This is a genomic window from Streptomyces tritici (assembly GCF_048500665.1).
Classification (GTDB): domain Bacteria; phylum Actinomycetota; class Actinomycetes; order Streptomycetales; family Streptomycetaceae; genus Streptomyces; species Streptomyces tritici.
Genome location: NZ_CP183183.1, coordinates 1581659 through 1601641 on the forward strand (window position 1 = coordinate 1581659; position 19983 = coordinate 1601641).

Genomic DNA, 19983 nt, shown 5'->3' on the forward strand with positions numbered 1-19983 from the left:
GAAGGAAATCTTGCGCAATGGAAATTGCGAAACTTTTCTTTCGCATCCGGGGAAGAAGAAGGGCCCCTCACTCGAGGGGCCCTGCCCGCGTTCGGCGCTCAGCGGACCGGGTGGCCCGCCTCCCGCAGCGTCTCCTTGACCTCGCCGATCCGCAGATCGCCGAAGTGGAAGACCGACGCCGCCAGGACCGCGTCCGCGCCCGCCTCGATGGCCGGCGGGAAGTCGGCCAGCCGGCCGGCGCCGCCGCTGGCGATCACCGGCACGGTCACGTGCTTGCGCACGGCCGCGATCATCTCGATGTCGTAGCCGTCCTTGGTGCCGTCCGCGTCCATGGAGTTGAGCAGGATCTCGCCCGCGCCCAGCTCCGCGGCCCGGTGCGCCCACTCGACGGCGTCGATGCCGGTGCCCTTGCGGCCGCCGTGCGTGGTGACCTCGAACGAACCCGTCTCCGTGCGGCGCGCGTCCACCGACAGGACCAGCACCTGACGGCCGAAACGCTCGGCGATCTCCCGGATCAGGTCCGGGCGGGCGATCGCGGCGGTGTTCACGCCCACCTTGTCCGCGCCGGCCCGCAGCAGCCTGTCGACGTCCTCCGCGGAGCGCACGCCGCCGCCCACGGTGAGCGGGATGAAGACCTGCTCGGCGGTGCGGCGCACCACGTCGTACGTGGTCTCCCGGTTGCCGGAGGAGGCGGTGATGTCGAGGAAGGTCAGCTCGTCGGCGCCCTCGGCGTCGTACAGCTTGGCCATCTCCACCGGATCGCCCGCGTCGCGCAGGTTCTGGAAGTTGACGCCCTTGACGACCCGGCCGTTGTCCACGTCCAGGCAGGGGATCACGCGTACGGCGAGACTCATGCCGAGCCCTCCCCTCGGTACGCCTCGACCTCGACCTCGACCACCAGACCGGGGTCGACGAAGCCGGAGACGATGATCATCGAGGCGGCCGGACGGACCGCGTCGAACAGTTCCTTGTGGGCCCGGCCCACCTCGTCCACGTCCCGGGCGTGCGTGAGGTACATCCGGGTCCGGACGACGTCCTCGGGGCCGAGGCCGAGCTGCTTCAGCGCCCCGAACGCCACGTTGAAGGCGTTCATGGTCTGCTCGTACGGGCCGCCGCCGGCGATCGTGCCGTCGACCACCGACGTGCAGCCGGACACCAGGACCGTCCCGTTCGGCAGCTCCACCGCGCGGGAGTAGCCGAACTGCTCCTCCCAGGGCGCGCCGGTCACCACCTTGCGTACGAAGCCGGTCATGCGGACGCCACCGCCTCCAGGGCCTCCTCCAGCGTGAACGCCTTCGCGTACAGCGCCTTGCCGACGATCGCGCCCTCGACGCCCGCCGGGACGAGCCCGGCCAGCGCCCGCAGGTCGTCCAGGGACGACACGCCGCCGGAGGCGACGACGGGCTTGTCGGTCGCGGCGCACACGTTCTTCAGGAGCTCCAGGTTGGGGCCCTGCAGGGTGCCGTCCTTGGCGATGTCGGTGACGACGTAGCGGGCGCAGCCCTCGGCGTCGAGCCGGGCCAGCGTCTCGTACAGGTCGCCGCCGTCGCGCGTCCAGCCGCGGCCCTTCAGCGTCGTGCCGCGCACGTCGAGGCCGACGGCGATCTTGTCGCCGTGCTCGGCGATGACCTTGGCGACCCACTCGGGGGTCTCCAGGGCGGCGGTGCCGAGGTTGACCCGGGTGCAGCCGGTGGCGAGGGCCGCAGCGAGCGTGGCGTCGTCGCGGATGCCGCCGGACAGCTCGACCTTGATGTCCATGGCGCGGGTCACCTCGGCGACCAGGGCCCGGTTGTCGCCGGTGCCGAAGGCGGCGTCCAGATCGACCAGGTGGAGCCACTCGGCGCCGGCGGCCTGCCAGGCGAGCGCGGCCTGGAGCGGGGAGCCGTACGAGGTCTCGGTGCCGGACTCGCCGTGGACGAGGCGGACGGCCTGGCCGTCACGGACGTCCACGGCGGGGAGCAGTTCAAGCGTGCGGGACATCAGAGCGTTCCGATCCAGTTGGTGAGCAGCTGCGCGCCGGCGTCGCCGGACTTCTCGGGGTGGAACTGGGTCGCCCACAGGGCGCCGTTCTCCACCGCGGCGACGAAGGGCTCGCCGTGCGTGGACCAGGTGACCTTCGGCGCGGGGATGTTGGGGTTGCCGACCTCCAGGGTCCACTCGCGCACCGCGTAGGAGTGCACGAAGTAGAACCGGGCGCCGGCGTCGAGGCCGGCGAACGCCTCGCTGTCGGCGGGGGCGTCGACGGTGTTCCAGCCCATGTGCGGGACGACGGGGGCCCGCAGCGGCTCGACCGCGCCGGGCCACTCGTCGAGGCCCTCGGTCTCCACGCCGTGCTCGATGCCGCGCTCGAACAGGATCTGCATGCCGACGCAGATGCCCATGACCGGGCGACCGCCGGACAGGCGGCGGCCGACGATCCAGTCGCCGCGGGCCTCCTTGAGGCCCTTCATGCAGGCGGCGAACGCGCCGACGCCGGGGACGAGCAGTCCGTCGGCGTTCATGGCGCGCTCGTAGTCGCGGGTGATCTCGACGTCCGCGCCGACCCGGGCGAGGGCCCGCTCCGCGGAGCGGACGTTGCCGAAGCCGTAGTCGAAGACGACGACCTTCTTCGCGGGCGCGCTCATGACCACACGTCCAGTCGCAGGACGCCGGCGGCCAGGGCGAGCGCCGAGCCGAGGGCGAGCACGGTCACGACGCCGCGGGACTGCTTCTGCTTCACGAAGGAGTACACACCCCCGAGCAGGAACAGCCCGACCACGATCAGCAGAGTGGAGAGGGTGTTCACTGCATTCCCCCGTTCGCTTCTCCGCCCGCGCGGCGCAGAGGTGCGGCTTTCGAGTTCGTCTGCGGCTCGGTGGCCGCGCGTGCGTCGCTCACAACGCGCCCTTCGTCGAAGGAAGGATGCCGGCCGCGCGCGGGTCGCGCTCGGAGGCGTAGCGCAGGGCGCGGGCGAGGGCCTTGAACTGGCACTCGACGATGTGGTGGGCGTTGCGCCCGTACGGCACGTGGACGTGCAGCGCTATCTGCGCCTGCGCGACGAAGGACTCCAGGATGTGCCGGGTCATCGTCGTGTCGTAGGAGCCGATCATCGGCGCCATGTTCTCGGGCTCGGTGTGCACCAGGTACGGCCGGCCGGAGAGGTCGACGGTGACCTGGGCGAGCGACTCGTCCAGCGGGACGGTGCAGTTGCCGAAGCGGTAGATGCCCACCTTGTCGCCGAGCGCCTGCTTGAAGGCGGCGCCGAGCGCGAGGGCGGTGTCCTCGATGGTGTGGTGGGTGTCGATGTGCAGATCGCCGTCGGTCTTCACGGTGAGGTCGAACAGACCGTGCCGGCCGAGCTGGTCGAGCATGTGGTCGAAGAAGCCGACGCCGGTCGACACGTCGACCTTCCCGGTGCCGTCCAGGTCGATCTCGACGACGACGGAGGTCTCCTTGGTGGTGCGTTCCACCCGTCCTACGCGGCTCATGCCTGCTGCTCCTTCTTCAGTGCGCGAACCGCTTCCAGGAACGCGTCGTTCTCCTCCGGGGTGCCCGCGGTGACCCGCAGCCAGCCGGGTACGCCGTTGTCCCTGACCAGGACGCCCCGGTCGAGGATCTTCCGCCATGCCTCGTGGGAGCCGGCCGCTCCGTCGAAGCGGCCGAACTGGACGAAGTTGGCGTCCGAGTCGGTGACCTCGTAGCCGATCGCGCGCAGTTCGGCGACCAGCCGGTCCCGTTCGGTCTTCAGCTGCTCGACGTAGCCGAGCAGGGTGTCGGTGTGCTCCAGGGCGGCCAGTGCGGTGGCCTGGGTGACGGCGGAGAGGTGGTACGGCAGCCGGACCAGCTGGACCGCGTCGACGACGGCCGGGTGGGCCGCCAGGTAGCCCAGGCGCAGTCCGGCGGCGCCGAACGCCTTGGACATCGTGCGCGAGATCACCAGGTTCGGCCGGCCCTCGATGAGCGGCAGCAGCGACGCGCGGTGGCTGAACTCCACGTACGCCTCGTCCACCACGACCAGCGACGGCTTGGCGGCCTGCGCCGCCTCGTACAGGGCGAGCACGGTCTCCGCCGTGACCGCCGTGCCGGTGGGGTTGTTCGGCGAGGTGACGAAGACGACGTCCGGCCGGTTCTCGGCGATCGCCCGCCGTGCCGCGGCCACGTCGATCGTGAAGTCCTCGGCGCGCGGGCCGGAGATCCAGCCGGTGCCGGTGCCGCGCGCGATGAGCGCGTGCATCGAGTACGAGGGCTCGAAGCCGATGGCCGTGCGGCCGGGCCCGCCGAAGGTCTGCAGCAGCTGCTGGAGGACCTCGTTGGAGCCGTTGGCCGCCCAGACGTTCTCGACGCCGACCGGGTGCCCGCCGGTGCGGGTGAGGTACGCGGCGAGCTCGGTGCGCAGCTCGACCGCGTCCCGGTCGGGGTAGCGGTTGAGGCCGCGGGCGGCCTCGGCGACCCGCTCCGCGATCCGGGCCACCAGGGGCTCGGGCAGCGGGTACGGGTTCTCGTTGGTGTTGAGCTGGACGGGCACGTCGAGCTGGGGCGCGCCGTACGGGGACTTGCCCTTCAGCTCGTCGCGGATGGGGAGGTCGTCGATGCCGACGGTCTTGTCGTACGTGCTCACTTGCTGTCCGGCACCTTCCACCCGAACCGGGCCTTGATCGCGGCGCCGTGCGCCGGCAGGTCCTCGGCCTCGGCGAGGTTGACCACGTGGTGGGCGACCTCGGCGAGTGCGTCCCGCGTGTAGTCCACGATGTGGATGCCTCGCAGGAAGGACTGCACGGACAGGCCCGAGGAGTGGCAGGCGCAGCCGCCGGTGGGCAGCACGTGGTTGGAGCCGGCGCAGTAGTCGCCGAGGGAGACCGGCGCCCAGGGGCCGACGAAGATCGCGCCGGCGTTGCGGACGCGGTCGGCCAGGGCGGTGGCGTCGGCGGTCTGGATCTCCAGGTGCTCGGCGCCGTACGCGTTGACGACCGCGAGGCCGTCCTCCAGGTCGCGTACCAGGACGATCGCGGACTGCTCGCCGGACAGGGCCGGGACGATCCGGTCGTCGACGTGCTTGGAGGCGGCGACCTGGGTCTTCAGCTCCGCCTCGGTGGCCTCGGCCAGCTCCTCGGAGTCGGTGACCAGGACGGACGCGGCCATCGGGTCGTGCTCGGCCTGGCTGATCAGGTCGGCGGCCACGTGCACGGGGTCGGCCGTGGAGTCCGCGAGGATCGCGATCTCGGTCGGGCCGGCCTCGGCGTCGATGCCGATGCGGCCCTTGAGGAGGCGCTTGGCGGCGGCGACGTAGATGTTGCCGGGGCCGGTGACCAGGTTGACGGGGGCGCAGCCGGGCTCTTCGGCGGTGTCCTCGGTGCCGTACGCGAACATGGCGATGGCCTGGGCGCCGCCGGCGGCGTAGACCTCGTCGACGCCGAGCAGGGCGCAGGCGGCGAGGATCGTCGGGTGCGGCAGGCCCCCGAAGTCCTTCTGCGGCGGGGAGGCGACGGCGACGCCCTCCACCCCGGCCTCCTGCGCCGGGACGACGTTCATCACGACGGAGGACGGGTAGACGGAGCGGCCGCCCGGGACGTACAGGCCGACGCGGTCGACGGGGACCCACTTCTCGGTGACCGTGCCGCCGGGCACGACCTGGGTGGTGTGGGTGGTGCGGCGCTGCTCGCGGTGGACGAGGCGGGCACGGCGGATGGACTCTTCGAGGGCGGCGCGGACGGCCGGGTCCAGCTCGGCGAGGGCGCGGTCGATCGCCTCGGCGGGGACGCGCAGGCCCGCGACTCGCACGCCGTCGAATTTCTCCCCGTAGTCGATCACGGCTGCGGCGCCATGATGCCGGACGTCCTCGCAGATGGGCCGCACCTTCTCCAGGGCGGCTTCCACGTCGAACTCGGCACGGGGCAGCAGGTCGCGCAGCGCGCCACCCTGCGGAAGGGTGTCGCCGCGCAGGTCGATACGAGAGATCACGGGTCAATTCTCGCAGACCGGTTCCGGCGCCGGTCGCCCGTATCACTGGCTGATACAAGCCACACGACATTCGGACCGTCCCAGCTGACCGTTAGCGTTCAGTCCGTCACACAGAGGGAAGAACGGCCGTACGAATCCGGAAGCGAGGGGGCGGCAGTGACCGAGCCGCGCGACGACAGCCCGCCGGACGATCTCACCGGTGCGGAATTGACGATGTGGCAGGCGTTCCGGATCGGGGCGACCTGTGATCTGAGACAGGGCGGTCCGCTGCTCGACGATCCGTTCTCCGGCCGGCCCTGGCCCGACGAGCGCATGGTCCGGGCCGAGGTGGTGGCGCTGCTGCTGCTCCACGGGCCGCCGGCGCGGTCCGGGCGGGTGTCGGCGCTGAAGCTGCGCGGGGCGCGGATCACCGGGACGCTGAATCTGGCGGGCGGCACGATCGACCCGTACGTGGAGCTGCACGGCTGCCGCTTCGACCACGAGCTGGTGCTCCCGGAGTCGCACTTCCGGACGCTGCGGCTGGTGGAGTGCGCGATCCCGCGGATCGAGGCGGCGCGGCTGCACACGCAGGGCGATCTGCATCTGCCGCGCTGCCGGGTGGAGCGGGGGATCCGGCTGACGGACGCGCAGATCGGCACGGACCTGCTGATCAACCAGATCCGGGTGTGGCCGGACCGGCGGGGCCGGGCGATCACCGCGGACGGGCTGTCGGTGGCGCAGGACCTGCAGGCCGAGATGATCGAGACGCACGGCGAGGTCAGTCTGCGCGGCGCGAAGGTCGGCGTGTCGCTGAGCCTGCGCGGCAGCCGGCTGCGCGGCGCGCGGGAGCGGCGGGCGCTGAACGCGCCGCAGCTGACGGTGGAGCGCTCGCTGTACCTGAACGCGGCCTGGGTGTACGAGACGGGCGACCCGGGCGCCACTCCCCCGTACGGCGTGGGCGCCACGCCGGTGCGGGGGGCGCGGCGGCAGCCGGTGGAGTGCCACGGCGGGGTGCGGCTGGACGACGGCCGGTTCGGGGACTCGGTGGACCTGCACTACGCGCGGTTCCTGCTGGACGGCTCGCGCCGCGAGGAGGTCTCGCTGCGCCGGATCGTCACGCCCGAGCTGCGGTTCAACAGCGAGCGGCCGGAGGAGGGGCGGGTGGTGCTGAACGGGGCGAAGGTCGTGACGCTGATCGACCTGTCGACGTCCTGGCCCGGCCCGGGGGGCCTGGCGATCAACGGCTTCGTGTACGAGAACCTGGTGCCGTACGGCCACTTCCCGCTGGCCCGGCGGCTGGAGTGGGTGGCGGCGGCGACCCCGGAGTACGCCCCGGAGCCGTACGAGCGGCTGGCGACGGTGCTGCGCAGCAGCGGCGAGGACGCGGAGGCGCGGGAGGTGCTGCTGGCCAAGCAGCGGCGGCGGCGCGAGACGCTGCCGGTGGCGGGGAAGTTCTGGGGCTATCTGCAGGACTGGACGGTGGCGTACGGCTACCGGCCGGGCCGGGCGGCGCTGTGGATGGCGGTGCTGTGGGCGGTGGGGGCGCTGGCGTTCTCGCGGTACGCGCCGGTGCCGCTGAAGGAGGGCGAGGCGCCGGTGTGGAACGCGCCGCTGTACGCGCTGGACCTGCTGCTGCCGGTGATCAACCTGGGGCAGGAGGGGTACTGGCGGCTGTCGGCGCCGTGGCAGTGGATGGCGACGGGGCTGATCCTGACGGGCTGGATCCTGGCCACGACGGTGGCGGCGGGCGCCTCGCGGCTGCTCCGGCGCGGCTGAGCACAGGCGCGCCCGCGCGGCCCGTCGGGCGCGGGCTCTCCCGGGCGTGTCGTACTGGTGGGGCGGGGTCGTACGGACGTGTGCGCGCGGGGCGTGCGCGGCAGGCGCATTCGCCCCCTGACATCCGCTTCCTTTGCATGTTCTTGACGTTCCGGAATACAACCATTCCGGCGCTACCAACTCTTCACAGTCCGCCACTGGCGCGGCCGCGACCTGCGGTTTTCAATGGTCCGCACCATGTCATCGCTCCGTGCCCTGTTCCGCGCTCCGCGCAGGGTCCGGCCCGCCCCGCCACCGGTCCCGGGGCTGCCGCCGGACGGCGAGGTGCTGCTCGACGCGCCCGACGACCGGCTCGGTCCGGCGCTGGTGGCGGCCGCCCTCGGGGACCACGAGCCGGCCGCGAAACTGCTCGCCACCACCCGCGAGGCCGCCGAGTGGGAGAACCGGGACCGCTACACGGCCCGGCTGGCGACCTTCGCACACAGCCGCGGCGAGTGGCTCGCCCACTGGCTGGCGGTCTCCCCCGGCGATCCGGACGCCCGGCTCGTGGAGGCGGAGCTCGCGGTGCGCCGGGCCTGGCAGTCGCCGGCCCGCGCGGAGCGGCTGCACGAGCTCGCCCCGCTGGTGGACGCCGTCGCCACCGCCGACCCGGCCGACCCGGTGCCCTGGCGGCTGGCCCTGGACCACGCCCGCGGCGCGCTCTGCGGCGACCGGGTCTTCGAGCGGATCTGGGAGCAGGCGGTACGCCGCTCCCCGCACCACTACGGCTGCCACGTCGCCGCCCTGAAGTACCTGGCCGCGCCGCACAGCGCCCTGTGGGGGGCCGCCGCGCACGCCTCCCGCGGCTCGTACGGCGCGTGCTTCGACTTCGCCGAGCAGGCCGCCGACGACGCGCCGGCCGGCTCGCTGGTGCAGGCACTGCCGGTGCGGGCCGCGCTCGCCCAGCTGCTGGGCGGCCGGGGAGCCGGCGCGGTGCCGGAGCACCGGATCGACGCGGCGGCCGACCGGGCGGTCGCGCTGTCCGCCGCGTACCCCGTGGGCGACCCGTGGCCGGCGGAGGTGCGGAACCTGCTCGCGTACGTGCTCGCGGAGCGGGGACGGCGCGCCGAGGCGCTGGAGCAGTTCCGCCGGATCGGCCCGTACGCGACCTCGTTCCCCTGGGCGCTGCTGACCGACGACCCGCTGGCGCGGTTCCTGGAGACCCGGGACGGGGTGGGGCGGCACGCGGTGGCCGCTCACGGGCGGTTCGGACGGCCCGGTCACAGCCGGCTCCCCGGCCATTACGCTTGACCGCTGTGACCACCGCTCGTCTGCCTCTCTTCCCCCTCAACGGGGTGCTCTTCCCGGGCCTCGTGCTGCCCCTGAACGTCTTCGAGGAGCGTTATCGCGCCATGATGCGCGAGCTGCTGAAGACCGCCGAGGACGAGCCGCGCCGCTTCGCCGTCGTCGCCATCCGCGACGGCCGGGAGGTCGCCCCGACCGCTCCGGGCATGCCCGACCAGACGGCGCTGCCCGAGAAGGGGCCGGCCGCCGGGTTCGGGCCGGATCCGATCCAGGCGTTCCACCGGGTGGGCTGCGTCGCCGACGCGGCGTCCATTCGCGAGCGCGGGGACGGCAGCTTCGAGGTGATGTGCACGGGCACGACCCGGATCAAGCTGCTGTCCGTCGACGCGACGGGGCCGTTCCTGGTGGCCGAGGTGGAGGAGCTGACGGAGGACCGGGGCGAGGGCGCGGGCGCGCTCGCCGAGGGCGTGCTGCGGGCGTTCCGCGCGTACCAGAAGCGGCTGGCCGGGGCACGGGAGCGCTCGCTGACCACGTCCGAGCTGCCGGACGACCCGTCGGTCGTGTCGTACCTGGTGGCGGCGGCCGCGGTGCTGGACACGCCGGCGAAGCAGCGGCTGCTGCAGGCTCCGGACACGGCGACCCGGCTGCGCGAGGAGCTGGCGCTGCTGCGCCGCGAGACGGCGGTGCTGCGGCACCTGCCCTCGCTGCCCGCGGTGGACCTCACGCACGCCCCCACCAGCCCGAACTGACGAGGACTTCCGTGGCGAAGAAGCAGAAGAAGCAGACCGGGGGGACCCCGGCGACCGTCGCGCTGACGGCGGCGGGGACGCCCTTCACGGTGCACGCGTACGAGCACGACCCCGCGGCGCCCTCGTACGGCGAGGAGGCCGCGGAGGCGATGGGCGTGTCGCCGGAGCGGGTCTTCAAGACGCTGGTCGCGGACGTGGACGGCGAGCTGACCGTGGCGGTGGTTCCGGTGGCCGGCCAGCTGGACCTGAAGGCGCTGGCCACGGCGGTCGGCGGCAAGCGGGCCGCGATGGCGGACCCGGCGGCGGCCGAGCGGACCACGGGCTATGTGCGGGGCGGGATCTCGCCGCTGGGGCAGCGCAAGAAGCTGCGCACGGTCCTGGACGAGTCGGCGTCCGCGCACGAGACGATCTGCGTCTCGGCGGGCCGCCGCGGACTGGAGGTCGAACTCGCACCGGCCGACCTGGCGGCCCTGACCTCGGCCGTCCTGGCCCCGATCGGCCGCGGCTGAGCCGGAGCGGCCCGCGGCGGCCGCGTACGCGGGCGGGACCGCCCGGTACGCCGGGGGGCCACCCGGGCGGCTGAGCCCTTCGGCGGCTGCGGGCGGTACGCCGGCGCGCCGCCGCGAGCACGCCCGGCGCTGGCCCCCAGGCGACGCCGGTTCGCCGTCCTCGGCGCGTCCGGCCCCTGCCGGGCGGCTGAGCCCTTCGGCGGCTACGGGCCGGGTACGCCGGCGTGCCGCCCCCGGCTCCTGCCCCCTAGCCCTCCGTGCGCCGCGGCGGGACCTGGTCCCAGGGGCCCCATTCCGGTTCCGGGTCGCGGGGGCCGAACAGGGCGGTGAGGGCCAGGTGGAGGATCATCGCCGCTATGGGCCAGGCCAGCAGCGCGCCCAGGGTGTTCAGCTCCAGCGGCGCGTCGAAGGGCACGCCCTTGCCGACCTGCCGGGCGTGCGCGACCACGTCGTCCGTGGGGCCGAGGAGGGTGCCGACGCCCCAGGCGACCGCCGAGCCGAGCAGCCCGCCCGCGGCCAGCGCGAGGACCAGCGGAACGCCGCCGCGCCGCCGCCACAGGAAGACCAGCAGCGCGGCGAGCGCGCCGAAGCCGAGGCCGAGGAGCGCGAAGGTGCCGTCCGCGCCGATCGCCGACTCGCCCTCGCTGTTCTGCAGGAAGACCGCCTTGCCGTCCGAGACCAGCGGGATCCGCGGGGCCAGCCACAGCCACAGCAGCCCGAACGCCACGCCGAGCGGCAGCGACAGCCCCAGCACCGCGAACGCGCCGCGCACCTCGGCCGCCCGGCCGGGGTCGGGGGCGGGCTCGGGGTACGGGGCGGGCCACGGCGCGCCGTGGGGCTGCGAGGGCGGCTGGTGAGGCGGCGTCAGAGGTGCGGTCACCCCGCCATCGTGCCAGGCGGGGCGGCGGCCCGCCTCATCGGAGGGGCGCTCAGCGGACGGCGGCCCGGCGGTACGCCCAGGTCGCCAGGGCCAGCGAGACGACGCCGACCGCCCCGCAGACGGCGAGGTTCAGCGCGACGGCCGTCCAGTCGGGGTGCGGCTCGAACGCGGCGGCCAGGGCCTCGACGCCGTACGTGGACGGCAGCAGGTCGCGGGCGTACCCGATCACGCCGGGCAGCCGCTCGGCGGGCAGCACCCCGAGCAGCAGCGCGGCCGACATGCCGAGCTGGCCGAGCAGGGTGGCCAGCTCCTGCCGGGGCGCGAGCAGGCCGAGGGCGGCGCCGAGCCCGGAGAGCGCCGCGCCGGCCAGGGGCACCACGGCCACGAGGATCCACAGGTGCGTCAGCGGCAGCCCGTACAGCAGGGCGCCGGCCACCGCGGTGACGGCCGTGCCGGGCGCGGTGAAGGAGGCGTACGCGCCCGCCGCGCCGAGCACCACCGAGGCGGGCGGCACCGGCAGCGTGGCGTAGTGGTCGAGCCCGCCGCCGGCCCGCAGCTGTCCGAAGTACTGGGCGAGCAGGTTGAGCGCGACGAACGCGACGACGAGCACCGCGGAGCCGGCCACGACGGCGCGGGCCTCGGAGCCGCCGTCGACGACCCCGCGCATGAGGACCATGATCCCGACGGACTGGAAGGTCGCCACGAACAGCAGCGGGATCCGGGCCACCCGGGCCCGGGACAGCTGGGCGCGGTAGACCGCGGCGAGCGCCGGCAGCAGGCGGGCGCGCGGGGCGAGCGGGGCTGCGGCCTCGGCCGCCTCGTCGTGGGCGGGCGCGGGGCCCGCCGTGGCGAGGGCCTGAGCGGGCACGGTGCTCACCTGACGCTGCTCCTGTCCGATTCCGTTGCGGGCGCCCGTGGGAGTCACGCCTTCACCAGCCCGTTCGTCGCGCCGCCGAGGGCGAGGTAGACGTCCTCCAGGCTCGGGGTGGCGAGGGTGAAGTCGTCGAGGGCGGCGAAGGCCGCCCCGCCGGTGACCGCGGCGACGGCCGCCCGGGCCTCCTCGGGGGCGAGCCGGAGCACCCAGCGGCGGCCGGACTCGGCGGCCGAGGGGCGCAGCGCGGCGACCTCGGGGACGTCCAGCGGGGGCCGCTCGCGCCAGACCAGTTCGACGCGGACCTCGCCGGCCACGCGTTCCTTGAGCCCGGCGGGCGTGTCGCAGGCGATGACCCGGCCGCGGTCGAGGACGGCGACCCGGTCGAGGACGGTCTCCGCCTCGATGACGTTGTGGGTGACGAGCAGGACGGTGGCGCCGTGCTCGGCGCGGCGCCGGTCGACGGCGGCCCAGACGGCGCGGCGGGCCACCGGGTCCATGCCGGTGGTGGGCTCGTCGAGGACGAGGACGGGACGCTCGCCGACGAGGGCGGCGGCGAAGCAGGCGAGCCGCCGCTGGCCGCCGGAGAGCTTCTTCAGGGGCCGCCCGGCCAGCTCGGTCAGCCCCAGCTCGTCGAGGACGGCGTCGCGCGCGGCGCGGGCGGCGGGGGCGGTGAGCCCGCGCAGCCGGCCGGTGGTCTCGGCGGCCAGGGCGACGGTCAGCTCGTCGAGGGCGGTGGACTCCTGCCCGAGGTAGCCGATCAGCCGGGCGGCGCGCTCGGGGTGGCGGACGAGGTCGTGGCCGAGGAGCCGGACGGTGCCGGAGTCGGGGCGCATGAGGCCGGTGAGCTGGCGGACCAGGGTGGACTTGCCGGCGCCGTTGGGGCCGAGCAGGCCGAAGATCTCGCCGCCGCGCACGTCGAGGCTGATGCCGTCGGTGGCGCGCACCTCGGGCGTCGCGGGGGTGCCCCGCCCGCCGCGCGTGGCGGGGTACGTCTTGACCAGATCCCGCACCACGCACACCGTACTCACGAGGGAGGAGCCTACGCCGGTCCCCGGCTCTGCTCCGGGGCGGGGGCGTGTTCGGCGGCGGCGCGCACGTCGATCTCGCGCCAGAAGCCGGCCCGGATCGCGTACCGGTCGTGCTCGTCGATCTGGTCGTCCTTGTGCGCGAGCAGGCCGAACCGTGCCGCGTAGCGGAGGAGTTCGCCGTCGATGCGGTGCGGGATGCGCGGGTACATGCCGGCGAGGCGCTGGACGTGGCTCTGCTCGGGGAGCCGCTCCATCCAGCGGCGGGCGAACACCTGACCCACCTCGAAGGGGTCGCCGCCGACGGTGGTGATGTCCTCCTCGCGGTCCGCCCAGCGCTGCTCAGCGCTGGTGAGCTGGGCGAGGGTGGGCAGCGAGGCGGTCTCGGGCGGTTCGCCGAGGGGGCCGCCGTGCCGGTCGACCCAGCCCCGGTCGGAGGACCAGCGCAGGGTCGCGCCGCCGGCGGGCGCGGCGGGCGGGTGGCTGCCGGGGGCGCGCAGGCCGGCGAGGTCCTTGGGGGTGGGCACGGGCTTGCCGTGGTGGGCGGGGCCCGTGGCGGGCGTCGTCCCCGTCGCGGTCCCGTCGGCGGGCGCGGCGGCCTCGGCGCTGCCGTTCACGGCGGCGGCCGCGGCGGCCTCGGCGGCGCGTTCGGCGGAGGCGGCGAGGGCGGCCTCGGGCAGCGGGGCGGAGAGGATGGCGGCGATCTCGGGGCGGGGGGCGGGCGGCGGGGCGCAGACGCCGGTGAGGTCCTTGGCGCGGACGGCCCGGGTGATCCAGGCCCGGTCGAGGACGCGGCGCTCGTCGGCCTCGGCGACGAGGTCCTCGGACTGGTTGTAGTCGCCGTCGGCGGCCTGGACGGCCCAGAGGTGGACGGCGACCCCGTGCTCCTTGGCGGACATCAGTCCGGGCAGCAGATCGCCGTCGCCGGTGACCAGCACGATGTCCGAGCAGGCGCGGTTCCTGGCCAGTTCGGTGAGCTCGGCGTGCATGGCCGCGTCGACGCCCTTCTGCGCCCAGCGGCCGTCGCTGCGGGTCAGGGCGCCCAGGCGTACGGTGACGCGGGGCATCACCCGCAGCCGGCGGTGCTCCGGCTGGGGCACCCGGTCGGGCGCGCCGTCGAACCAGTAGATGCGCAGCAGCGGCTGGGCGGTGTCCGCCTCGGCGCGTTCGCGCAGTCCCTGGATGAGGGCGGCGTGGTCGACCGTGATGCGGGAGCGGGCCGGTTCCCCGGCGAGGAGGCTCGCGGCGGCGCCCAGCAGATAGCCGGCGTCCACCAGAACGACGCAGCGGTCCACGCGTTCCACCCTCTTTCGGGAACCTCGGGATCGGGAGTGCTTCGGGTTCCTTCGAGTCTGCCCGACCCGGGCGGCCCAAACAGCGGGAACTCGATCATCGGCGTGGCGGAAGTCACTCGGTTCTCCCGGCGCGTCGCGATTACGGTCCGCAATGATCCAAAATGCGACGCTTCTCCCCCTGTGTGAGTCTGACAGCGGCCCTGGCCCCCAGACCCCTTTGAGGAGGCATCCCCCCATGGCCAAGAACCGCAAGCAGAACCGCAGCCAGCAGTCCGCCTCGCCGGCCGAGCGCGGCACCCAGCAGGCACAGCAGATGTCGATGGAGTCCGAGGCGCAGAACCGCGCCTCCCAGGTGACGCCCAGCGACATCGCCCGCAAGGGTCGGCAGAAGCGTTTCGGCCACAACTGACGTGGCCTGATGCCGTAGGCAAAGGGGCGCGCCCGTGACGACGGGCGCGCCCCTTGCGCGTGCGGGCGAGGCGGCTCGGCGGCCGCGTACGGGTGCGGCGGCTCAGCCGGCCAGGCAGGACGGGCCGAGCAGCACCTTCAGGTCGCCGAAGAGCGCCGGGTCCGGCTGGACGCGGTGCCGGTCGAGCCGGAGCACGGTGGTGGTCCGGGGGCCCTGGAGCTTGATCCGCACCTCGGTGTTGCCCTTGTGGTGGCTGAGGATCTCGCCGAGGCGGCTGACCATGGGCGGCGTGACCTTCAGGGCGGGGATGGTGAGGATCACCGGCGCGTTGGTCCCGGCGTTCGACAGGTCGGGGACCATGAGTTCCATGGCGACCAGCCGGGGCACGTCCTCGCGCTTGTCGAGGCGGCCCTTGACGAAGACCACGGCGTCCTCGACGAGCTGGGTGGAGACCAGCTGGTAGGTGGCCGGGAAGAACATGCACTCGATGGACCCGGCCAGGTCCTCCACGGTGGCGATGGCCCAGGCGTTGCCCTGCTTGGTCATCTTGCGCTGGAGACCGGAGATGATGCCGCCGATGGTGACGACCGCGCCGTCCGCGTGCTCGCCGCCGGTGAGCTGTTGGATGCCGGCGTCGGTCTTGTCGGAGAGCACGTGCTCCAGGCCGAAGAGCGGGTGGTCGGAGACGTACAGGCCGAGCATCTCGCGCTCCTGCGCGAGCAGGTACGTCTTGTCCCACTCGTCCTCGGTGAACGTGACGTCCAGACCGAAGCCGGGCTCGCTGGTGTCCTCCTCGCCCATGCCGCCGAAGAGGTCGAACTGTCCCTCGGCCTCCTTGCGCTTGACCGCGACCACGTTGTCGATCATCGGCTCGTGCTGGGCGACCAGGCCCTTGCGGGTGTGGCCCATCTCGTCGAAGGCGCCGGCCTTGATCAGCGACTCGATGGTCCGCTTGTTGCAGACGACCGCCTCGACCTTGTCGAGGAAGTCCGGGAAGGAGGAGTACTTCCCCTTCGCCTTGCGGGTCTTGATGATCGACTCGACGACGTTCGCGCCGACGTTGCGGACGGCGGTGAGGCCGAAGAGGATCACGTCGTCGCCCTGGGCGGCGAAGTTCGGCTCCGACTCGTTCACGTTCGGCGGGAGCACCTTGATGCCCATGCGGCGGCACTCGTTCAGGTAGACGGCGGACTTGTCCTTGTCGTCCTTGACCGAGGTGAGCAGCGCCGCCATGTACTCGGCCGGGTGGTTGGCCTTCAGGTAGGCGGTCCAGTAGGAGACCAGTCCGTACGCGGCGGAGTGCGCCTTGTTGAAGGCGTAGCCGGCGAAGGGGACCAGCACGTCCCACAGGGCCTGGATGGCCTCGTCGCTGTAGCCGTTCTTCTTCGCGCCGGCCTGGAAGATGGTGAAGTTCTTCGCCAGCTCCTCGGGCTTCTTCTTGCCCATGACGCGGCGGAGGATGTCGGCCTCGCCGAGCGAGTAGCCGGCGATGATCTGGGCGGCCTTCTGCACCTGCTCCTGGTAGACGATCAGGCCGTAGGTGACGTCGAGGACCTCCTTGAGGGGCTCCTCCAGCTCCGGGTGGATCGGAGTGATGTCCTGCTGGCCGTTCTTGCGCAGGGCGTAGTTCGTGTGCGAGTTCATGCCCATCGGGCCCGGCCGGTACAGGGCGGACACGGCGGAGATGTCTTCGAAGTTGTCGGGCTTCATCAGCCGCAGCAGGGACCGCATGGGGCCGCCGTCGAACTGGAAGACGCCGAGGGTCTCACCGCGCTGGAGCAGCTCGAAGGTCGTGGGGTCGTCGAGCGGGAGGCTCAGGAGATCGATGTCGATCCCCTTGTTGGCCTTCACCATCTTGACGGCGTCGTCCATGATCGTGAGGTTGCGCAGGCCGAGGAAGTCCATCTTCAGCAGGCCGAGCGACTCGCAGCTCGGATAGTCCCACTGCGTGATGGTGACCTGGTCGGTGTGGCGCACCCAGACGGGGACGTGGTCCACGATGGGCTCGCTGGACATGATCACGCCGGCGGCGTGCACGCCCATCTGCCGGACCAGGCCCTCGACGCCGCGGGCGGTGTCGATGACCTTCTTGACGTCCGGCTCGTTCTCGTACATCGCACGGATCTCGCCGGCCTCCGAGTACCGGGGGTGCGAGGGGTCGGTGATGCCGGAGAGCGGGATGCCCTTGCCGAGGACGTCGGCGGGCATGGCCTTGGTGAGGCGGTCGCCCATGGCGTACGGGTAGCCGAGGACGCGGGCGGAGTCCTTGATCGCGTTCTTGGCCTTGATGGTGCCGTACGTGCCGATCATGGCGACCTTGTCGGCGCCGTACTTCTCCGTCACGTACCTGATCACCTCGACGCGCCGGCGCTCGTCGAAGTCGATGTCGACATCGGGCATGGAGATGCGCTCGGGGTTGAGGAAGCGCTCGAAGATCAGGCCGTGCGGGATGGGGTCGAGGTCGGTGATGCCGAGGGCGTACGCGACGATCGAGCCGGCCGCGGAGCCTCGGCCGGGGCCCACGGCGATGCCCTGCTTCTTGGCCCACATGATGAAGTCGGCGACGACGAGGAAGTAGCCGGGGAAGCCCATCGAGATGATGGTGTCCATCTCGTACTCGACCTGCTTCATGCGGTCCTCGGGGATCCCGTTGGGGAACCGGCGGTGCATGCCGCGCATGGTCTCCTCGCGGAACCAGGTGACCTCGGTGTAGCCCTCGGGGATGTCGAACTTCGGCATGAGGTCGCGCTTCTCGAACATGCCGGTCGTGTCGACCTGCTCCGCCACCAGGAGCGTGTTGCGGCAGCCCTCCTGCCAGGCGTCCGAGGAGTCGATGGCGTACATCTCCTCCGTGGACTTCAGGTAGTAGCCGGTGCCGTCGAACTTGAAGCGGTCCGGGTCCGAGAGGTTCTTGCCGGTCTGGATGCACAGCAGGGCGTCGTGGGCGCCGGCCTCGTGCGCGTAGGTGTAGTGCGAGTCGTTGGTGACCAGCGGCGGGATGCCGAGCTTCTTGCCGATCTCGAGCAGGCCGTCGCGGACGCGGCGCTCGATCTCGATGCCGTGGTCCATCAGCTCCAGGAAGTACCGGTCCTTGCCGAAGATGTCCTGGTACTCGGAGGCGGACTTCAGGGCCTCGTCGAACTGGCCGAGGCGGAGCCGGGTCTGCAGCTCGCCGGAGGGGCAGCCGGTGGAGGCGATGAGGCCCTCGGACCACTTCGAGATGGTCTCCTTGTCCATCCGGGGCCACTTCTGCAGCCAGCCCTCGGCGTAGGCGTCGGAGGAGAGCCGGAAGAGGTTGTGCAGTCCGGTGGCGTTCGCCGCCCAGATGGTCTTGTGGGTGTAACCGCCGGAACCGGAGACGTCGTCCTTCTTCTGGTGCGGCTGGCCCCACTGGATCTTGCGCTTGTTCCGCCGGGACTCCGGGGCGACGTACGCCTCGATGCCGATGATCGGCGTGACACCGGCCTTCTTGGCGCTGTGGAAGAAGTCGTACGCGCCGTGCAGGTTGCCGTGGTCGGACATGGCGATGTGCGTCATGCCCATCTCGTTGCACGCCTCGAACATGTCCTTGAGCCGCGCGGCACCGTCCAGCAGCGAGTACTGGGTGTGGACGTGGAGGTGCGTGAAGGGCGGCTTGGTCACGGTGCGAGGCCTCCGGAGAACGACGGGCTACAGGCTGCGGACAGTCTGGGGGGTCAGCGTGGAAGTCTACGTCGCTGCACTGACACAGGGATGGATACTGCGGGGCGAAGCCCCTCGTTGAGGGGTGGTGGTCGGGCGACGGGCGGGCGGGCACTCGGGAGTGCCGTCGCGCGTTGAGAGACGCGGAACGCCTGTCCCATTTGTCGTGAACATTCTTGCACCTGGAGGCACCTGAGATGTCGGTCCCGCAGCCCACCGCCGCCGAGCGCGGTGAGCGGATACTCGAGGTCTTCGACACCGCCTTCGGGCAGCTGCTCACCGCGGACCCGGCGGCGTTCCGGGTCAAGTTCCGGAAGATGGCCGCCTCCGCGTTCGCGTTCTACCGGGGCACGGCCTGCCTGTTCTACAAGGACCTGGAGCACGAGGCCCACGGCGGCCCGTTCCTGGACGAGCGGACCGGCCGGGTGTGGATCCACGGCGATCTGCACGCGGAGAACTTCGGCACGTACATGGACGCCACGGGCCGGCTGATCTTCAACGTGAACGACTTCGACGAGGCGTACGTCGGCCCGTTCACCTGGGACGTGAAGCGGCTCTCCGCCTCCCTGGCCCTGATCGGCTACACCAAGGCGCTCAGCGACGAGCAGATCACGCACCTGGTCCGGATCTACGCGGCGTCCTACCGCGAGCGGATCCACGCCCTGGCGACGGGCGCGAAGCACGACGAGGTGCCGCCGTTCACGCTGGACACGGCCGAGGGCGCGCTGCTCGACGCGCTCCGCGACGCGCGGGCGCTGACCCGGTTCGGTCTCCTGGAGTCGATGACGCAGATCCGCGACCACGAGCGCCGCTTCGCGCCCGGCGGCGGCTCGATCGAGCTGGACGCGGCGGCGCGGTACAAGGTTCTGGCGGCCTTCGACGGCTACCTGGAGACGCTGCCGGAGTCCTCGCTGGCCCGCCCCGACTCGTACCGGGTGAAGGACGTGGTCGGGCGGCGCGGCATCGGCATCGGTTCGGCGGGCCTGCCCTCGTACAACATCCTCCTGGAGGGCAACAGCGACGCCCTGGAGAACGACGTCGTCATCTACATGAAGCAGGCGCAGACCCCGGCGGTCTCCCGTCATGTGACGGACCCGGCGGTCCGGGGCTACTTCCACCACGAGGGGCACCGCACGGTGATCTCGCAGCGGGCGCTGCAGGCGCACGCGGACCCGTGGCTGGGCTGGACGGAGCTGGACGGCGCGGGCCAGCTGGTCGCCGAGGTGTCCCCGTACGCGGTGGACCTGGACTGGTCGGACATCGACGACCCGCAGGACATCGCGGCCACGGTCGCGAACCTGGGCCGGGCGACGGCGACGATGCACGCGGCGGCGGACGACGAGAGCGGGCACTCGCTGGTGCCGTACTCCACGGAGCGGGCCATCGACGCGGCGATCGCGGCGGACGAGGAGGGCTTCGCGGAGCTGCTGGTGGACTTCGCGCACGACTACGGGGCGCGGGCGCGGGCCGACCACCAGATCTTCGTGGACCTGTTCCGCAACGGCCGGATCCCGGGCCTGTAGGGGCGCTTTCCGGCCGGACGGGAGGGCGTGGGGGCCTTTCTCACGCGCTTCTCATGACGCTC

At 72.7% G+C, this 19983-nt stretch carries 19 protein-coding genes; 6 read left to right on the forward strand and 13 right to left on the reverse strand.

Going from position 1 to position 19983, the window contains the following annotated elements; genetic code table 11:
• Positions 1-98 precede the first annotated feature (98 nt).
• The 8 genes from hisF to hisD all read right to left on the reverse strand — a co-directional run bounded on the left by hisF (position 99) and on the right by hisD (position 5937).
• The gene (gene hisF, locus ACNJ93_RS07350; RefSeq protein WP_418956528.1) at positions 99-854 is read right to left on the reverse strand and encodes an imidazole glycerol phosphate synthase subunit HisF; all 756 of its coding nucleotides are present in this window, start codon (positions 852-854) and stop codon (positions 99-101) included.
• Complete coding sequence (locus ACNJ93_RS07355; RefSeq protein WP_418956529.1) at positions 851-1252, reverse strand: RidA family protein; 402 nt, start codon at positions 1250-1252, stop codon at positions 851-853. Before ACNJ93_RS07355 ends, hisF begins: the two co-directional genes overlap by 4 nt.
• Positions 1249-1980, reverse strand: coding sequence for a bifunctional 1-(5-phosphoribosyl)-5-((5-phosphoribosylamino)methylideneamino)imidazole-4-carboxamide isomerase/phosphoribosylanthranilate isomerase PriA (gene priA, locus ACNJ93_RS07360; protein ID WP_418956530.1), 732 nt, complete (start codon positions 1978-1980; stop codon positions 1249-1251). Before priA ends, ACNJ93_RS07355 begins: the two co-directional genes overlap by 4 nt.
• Positions 1980-2624, reverse strand: coding sequence for an imidazole glycerol phosphate synthase subunit HisH (gene hisH / locus ACNJ93_RS07365; protein WP_418956531.1), 645 nt, complete (start codon positions 2622-2624; stop codon positions 1980-1982). Before hisH ends, priA begins: the two co-directional genes overlap by 1 nt.
• A complete protein-coding gene (locus tag ACNJ93_RS07370) occupies positions 2621-2785 on the reverse strand; it encodes a hypothetical protein (RefSeq protein ID WP_418956532.1) in 165 nt (54 codons plus the stop codon). The genes hisH and ACNJ93_RS07370 overlap by 4 nt, the downstream gene beginning before the upstream one ends.
• An 88-nt stretch (positions 2786-2873) precedes the next feature.
• Positions 2874-3467, reverse strand: coding sequence for an imidazoleglycerol-phosphate dehydratase HisB (gene hisB, locus ACNJ93_RS07375; RefSeq protein ID WP_331917554.1), 594 nt, complete (start codon positions 3465-3467; stop codon positions 2874-2876).
• Complete coding sequence (locus ACNJ93_RS07380) at positions 3464-4597, reverse strand: histidinol-phosphate transaminase (RefSeq protein WP_418956533.1); 1134 nt, start codon at positions 4595-4597, stop codon at positions 3464-3466. The genes hisB and ACNJ93_RS07380 overlap by 4 nt, the downstream gene beginning before the upstream one ends.
• Positions 4594-5937: a histidinol dehydrogenase gene (gene hisD / locus ACNJ93_RS07385; protein ID WP_418956534.1), complete on the reverse strand. Its 1344-nt coding sequence runs from the start codon at positions 5935-5937 to the stop codon at positions 4594-4596. The genes ACNJ93_RS07380 and hisD overlap by 4 nt, the downstream gene beginning before the upstream one ends.
• Positions 5938-6093: 156 nt before the next feature.
• Between hisD and ACNJ93_RS07390 the strand changes: the two genes are divergently transcribed.
• The 4 genes from ACNJ93_RS07390 (at position 6094) to ybaK (ending at position 10234) form a co-directional block, all read left to right on the forward strand.
• A complete protein-coding gene (locus ACNJ93_RS07390; RefSeq protein WP_418956535.1) occupies positions 6094-7692 on the forward strand; it encodes an oxidoreductase in 1599 nt (532 codons plus the stop codon).
• Between the two features lie 225 nt (positions 7693-7917).
• Entirely contained in the window at positions 7918-8982 is a 1065-nt protein-coding gene (locus tag ACNJ93_RS07395) for a hypothetical protein (protein ID WP_418956536.1), read from the forward strand.
• 5 nt (positions 8983-8987) lie between these two features.
• Positions 8988-9725 (forward strand): LON peptidase substrate-binding domain-containing protein, encoded by a 738-nt coding sequence (locus ACNJ93_RS07400; RefSeq protein ID WP_418956537.1) that lies wholly within the window; start codon positions 8988-8990, stop codon positions 9723-9725.
• 11 nt (positions 9726-9736) lie between these two features.
• Positions 9737-10234 (forward strand): Cys-tRNA(Pro) deacylase, encoded by a 498-nt coding sequence (ybaK, locus tag ACNJ93_RS07405; RefSeq protein ID WP_418956538.1) that lies wholly within the window; start codon positions 9737-9739, stop codon positions 10232-10234.
• Between the two features lie 247 nt (positions 10235-10481).
• Here ybaK and ACNJ93_RS07410 read toward each other — a convergent pair whose 3' ends face one another.
• Genes ACNJ93_RS07410 through ACNJ93_RS07425 form a run of 4 tightly spaced genes read right to left on the reverse strand, consistent with a single transcriptional unit; the run spans position 10482 to position 14317 of the window.
• Complete coding sequence (locus ACNJ93_RS07410) at positions 10482-11114, reverse strand: DUF2567 domain-containing protein (protein ID WP_418956539.1); 633 nt, start codon at positions 11112-11114, stop codon at positions 10482-10484.
• Between the two features lie 49 nt (positions 11115-11163).
• On the reverse strand, positions 11164-11991 hold the full coding sequence (locus ACNJ93_RS07415) for an ABC transporter permease (RefSeq protein WP_418956540.1): 828 nt from the start codon (positions 11989-11991) through the stop codon (positions 11164-11166).
• Positions 11992-12035: 44 nt separating this feature from the next.
• Positions 12036-13007 (reverse strand): ABC transporter ATP-binding protein, encoded by a 972-nt coding sequence (locus tag ACNJ93_RS07420; RefSeq protein ID WP_418961339.1) that lies wholly within the window; start codon positions 13005-13007, stop codon positions 12036-12038.
• Between the two features lie 20 nt (positions 13008-13027).
• Entirely contained in the window at positions 13028-14317 is a 1290-nt protein-coding gene (locus tag ACNJ93_RS07425; RefSeq protein WP_418956541.1) for an NYN domain-containing protein, read from the reverse strand.
• 226 nt (positions 14318-14543) lie between these two features.
• On the opposite strand from ACNJ93_RS07425, the gene ACNJ93_RS07430 reads away from it, so the two are divergent.
• Complete coding sequence (locus ACNJ93_RS07430; protein ID WP_418956542.1) at positions 14544-14717, forward strand: hypothetical protein; 174 nt, start codon at positions 14544-14546, stop codon at positions 14715-14717.
• A 102-nt stretch (positions 14718-14819) separates the two neighbouring features.
• Here ACNJ93_RS07430 and dnaE read toward each other — a convergent pair whose 3' ends face one another.
• The gene (gene dnaE / locus ACNJ93_RS07435; protein ID WP_418956543.1) at positions 14820-18359 is read right to left on the reverse strand and encodes a DNA polymerase III subunit alpha; all 3540 of its coding nucleotides are present in this window, start codon (positions 18357-18359) and stop codon (positions 14820-14822) included.
• 236 nt (positions 18360-18595) lie between these two features.
• Between dnaE and ACNJ93_RS07440 the strand changes: the two genes are divergently transcribed.
• Complete coding sequence (locus ACNJ93_RS07440) at positions 18596-19921, forward strand: DUF2252 domain-containing protein (protein WP_418956544.1); 1326 nt, start codon at positions 18596-18598, stop codon at positions 19919-19921.
• The last annotated feature ends 62 nt before the right edge of the window (positions 19922-19983 follow it).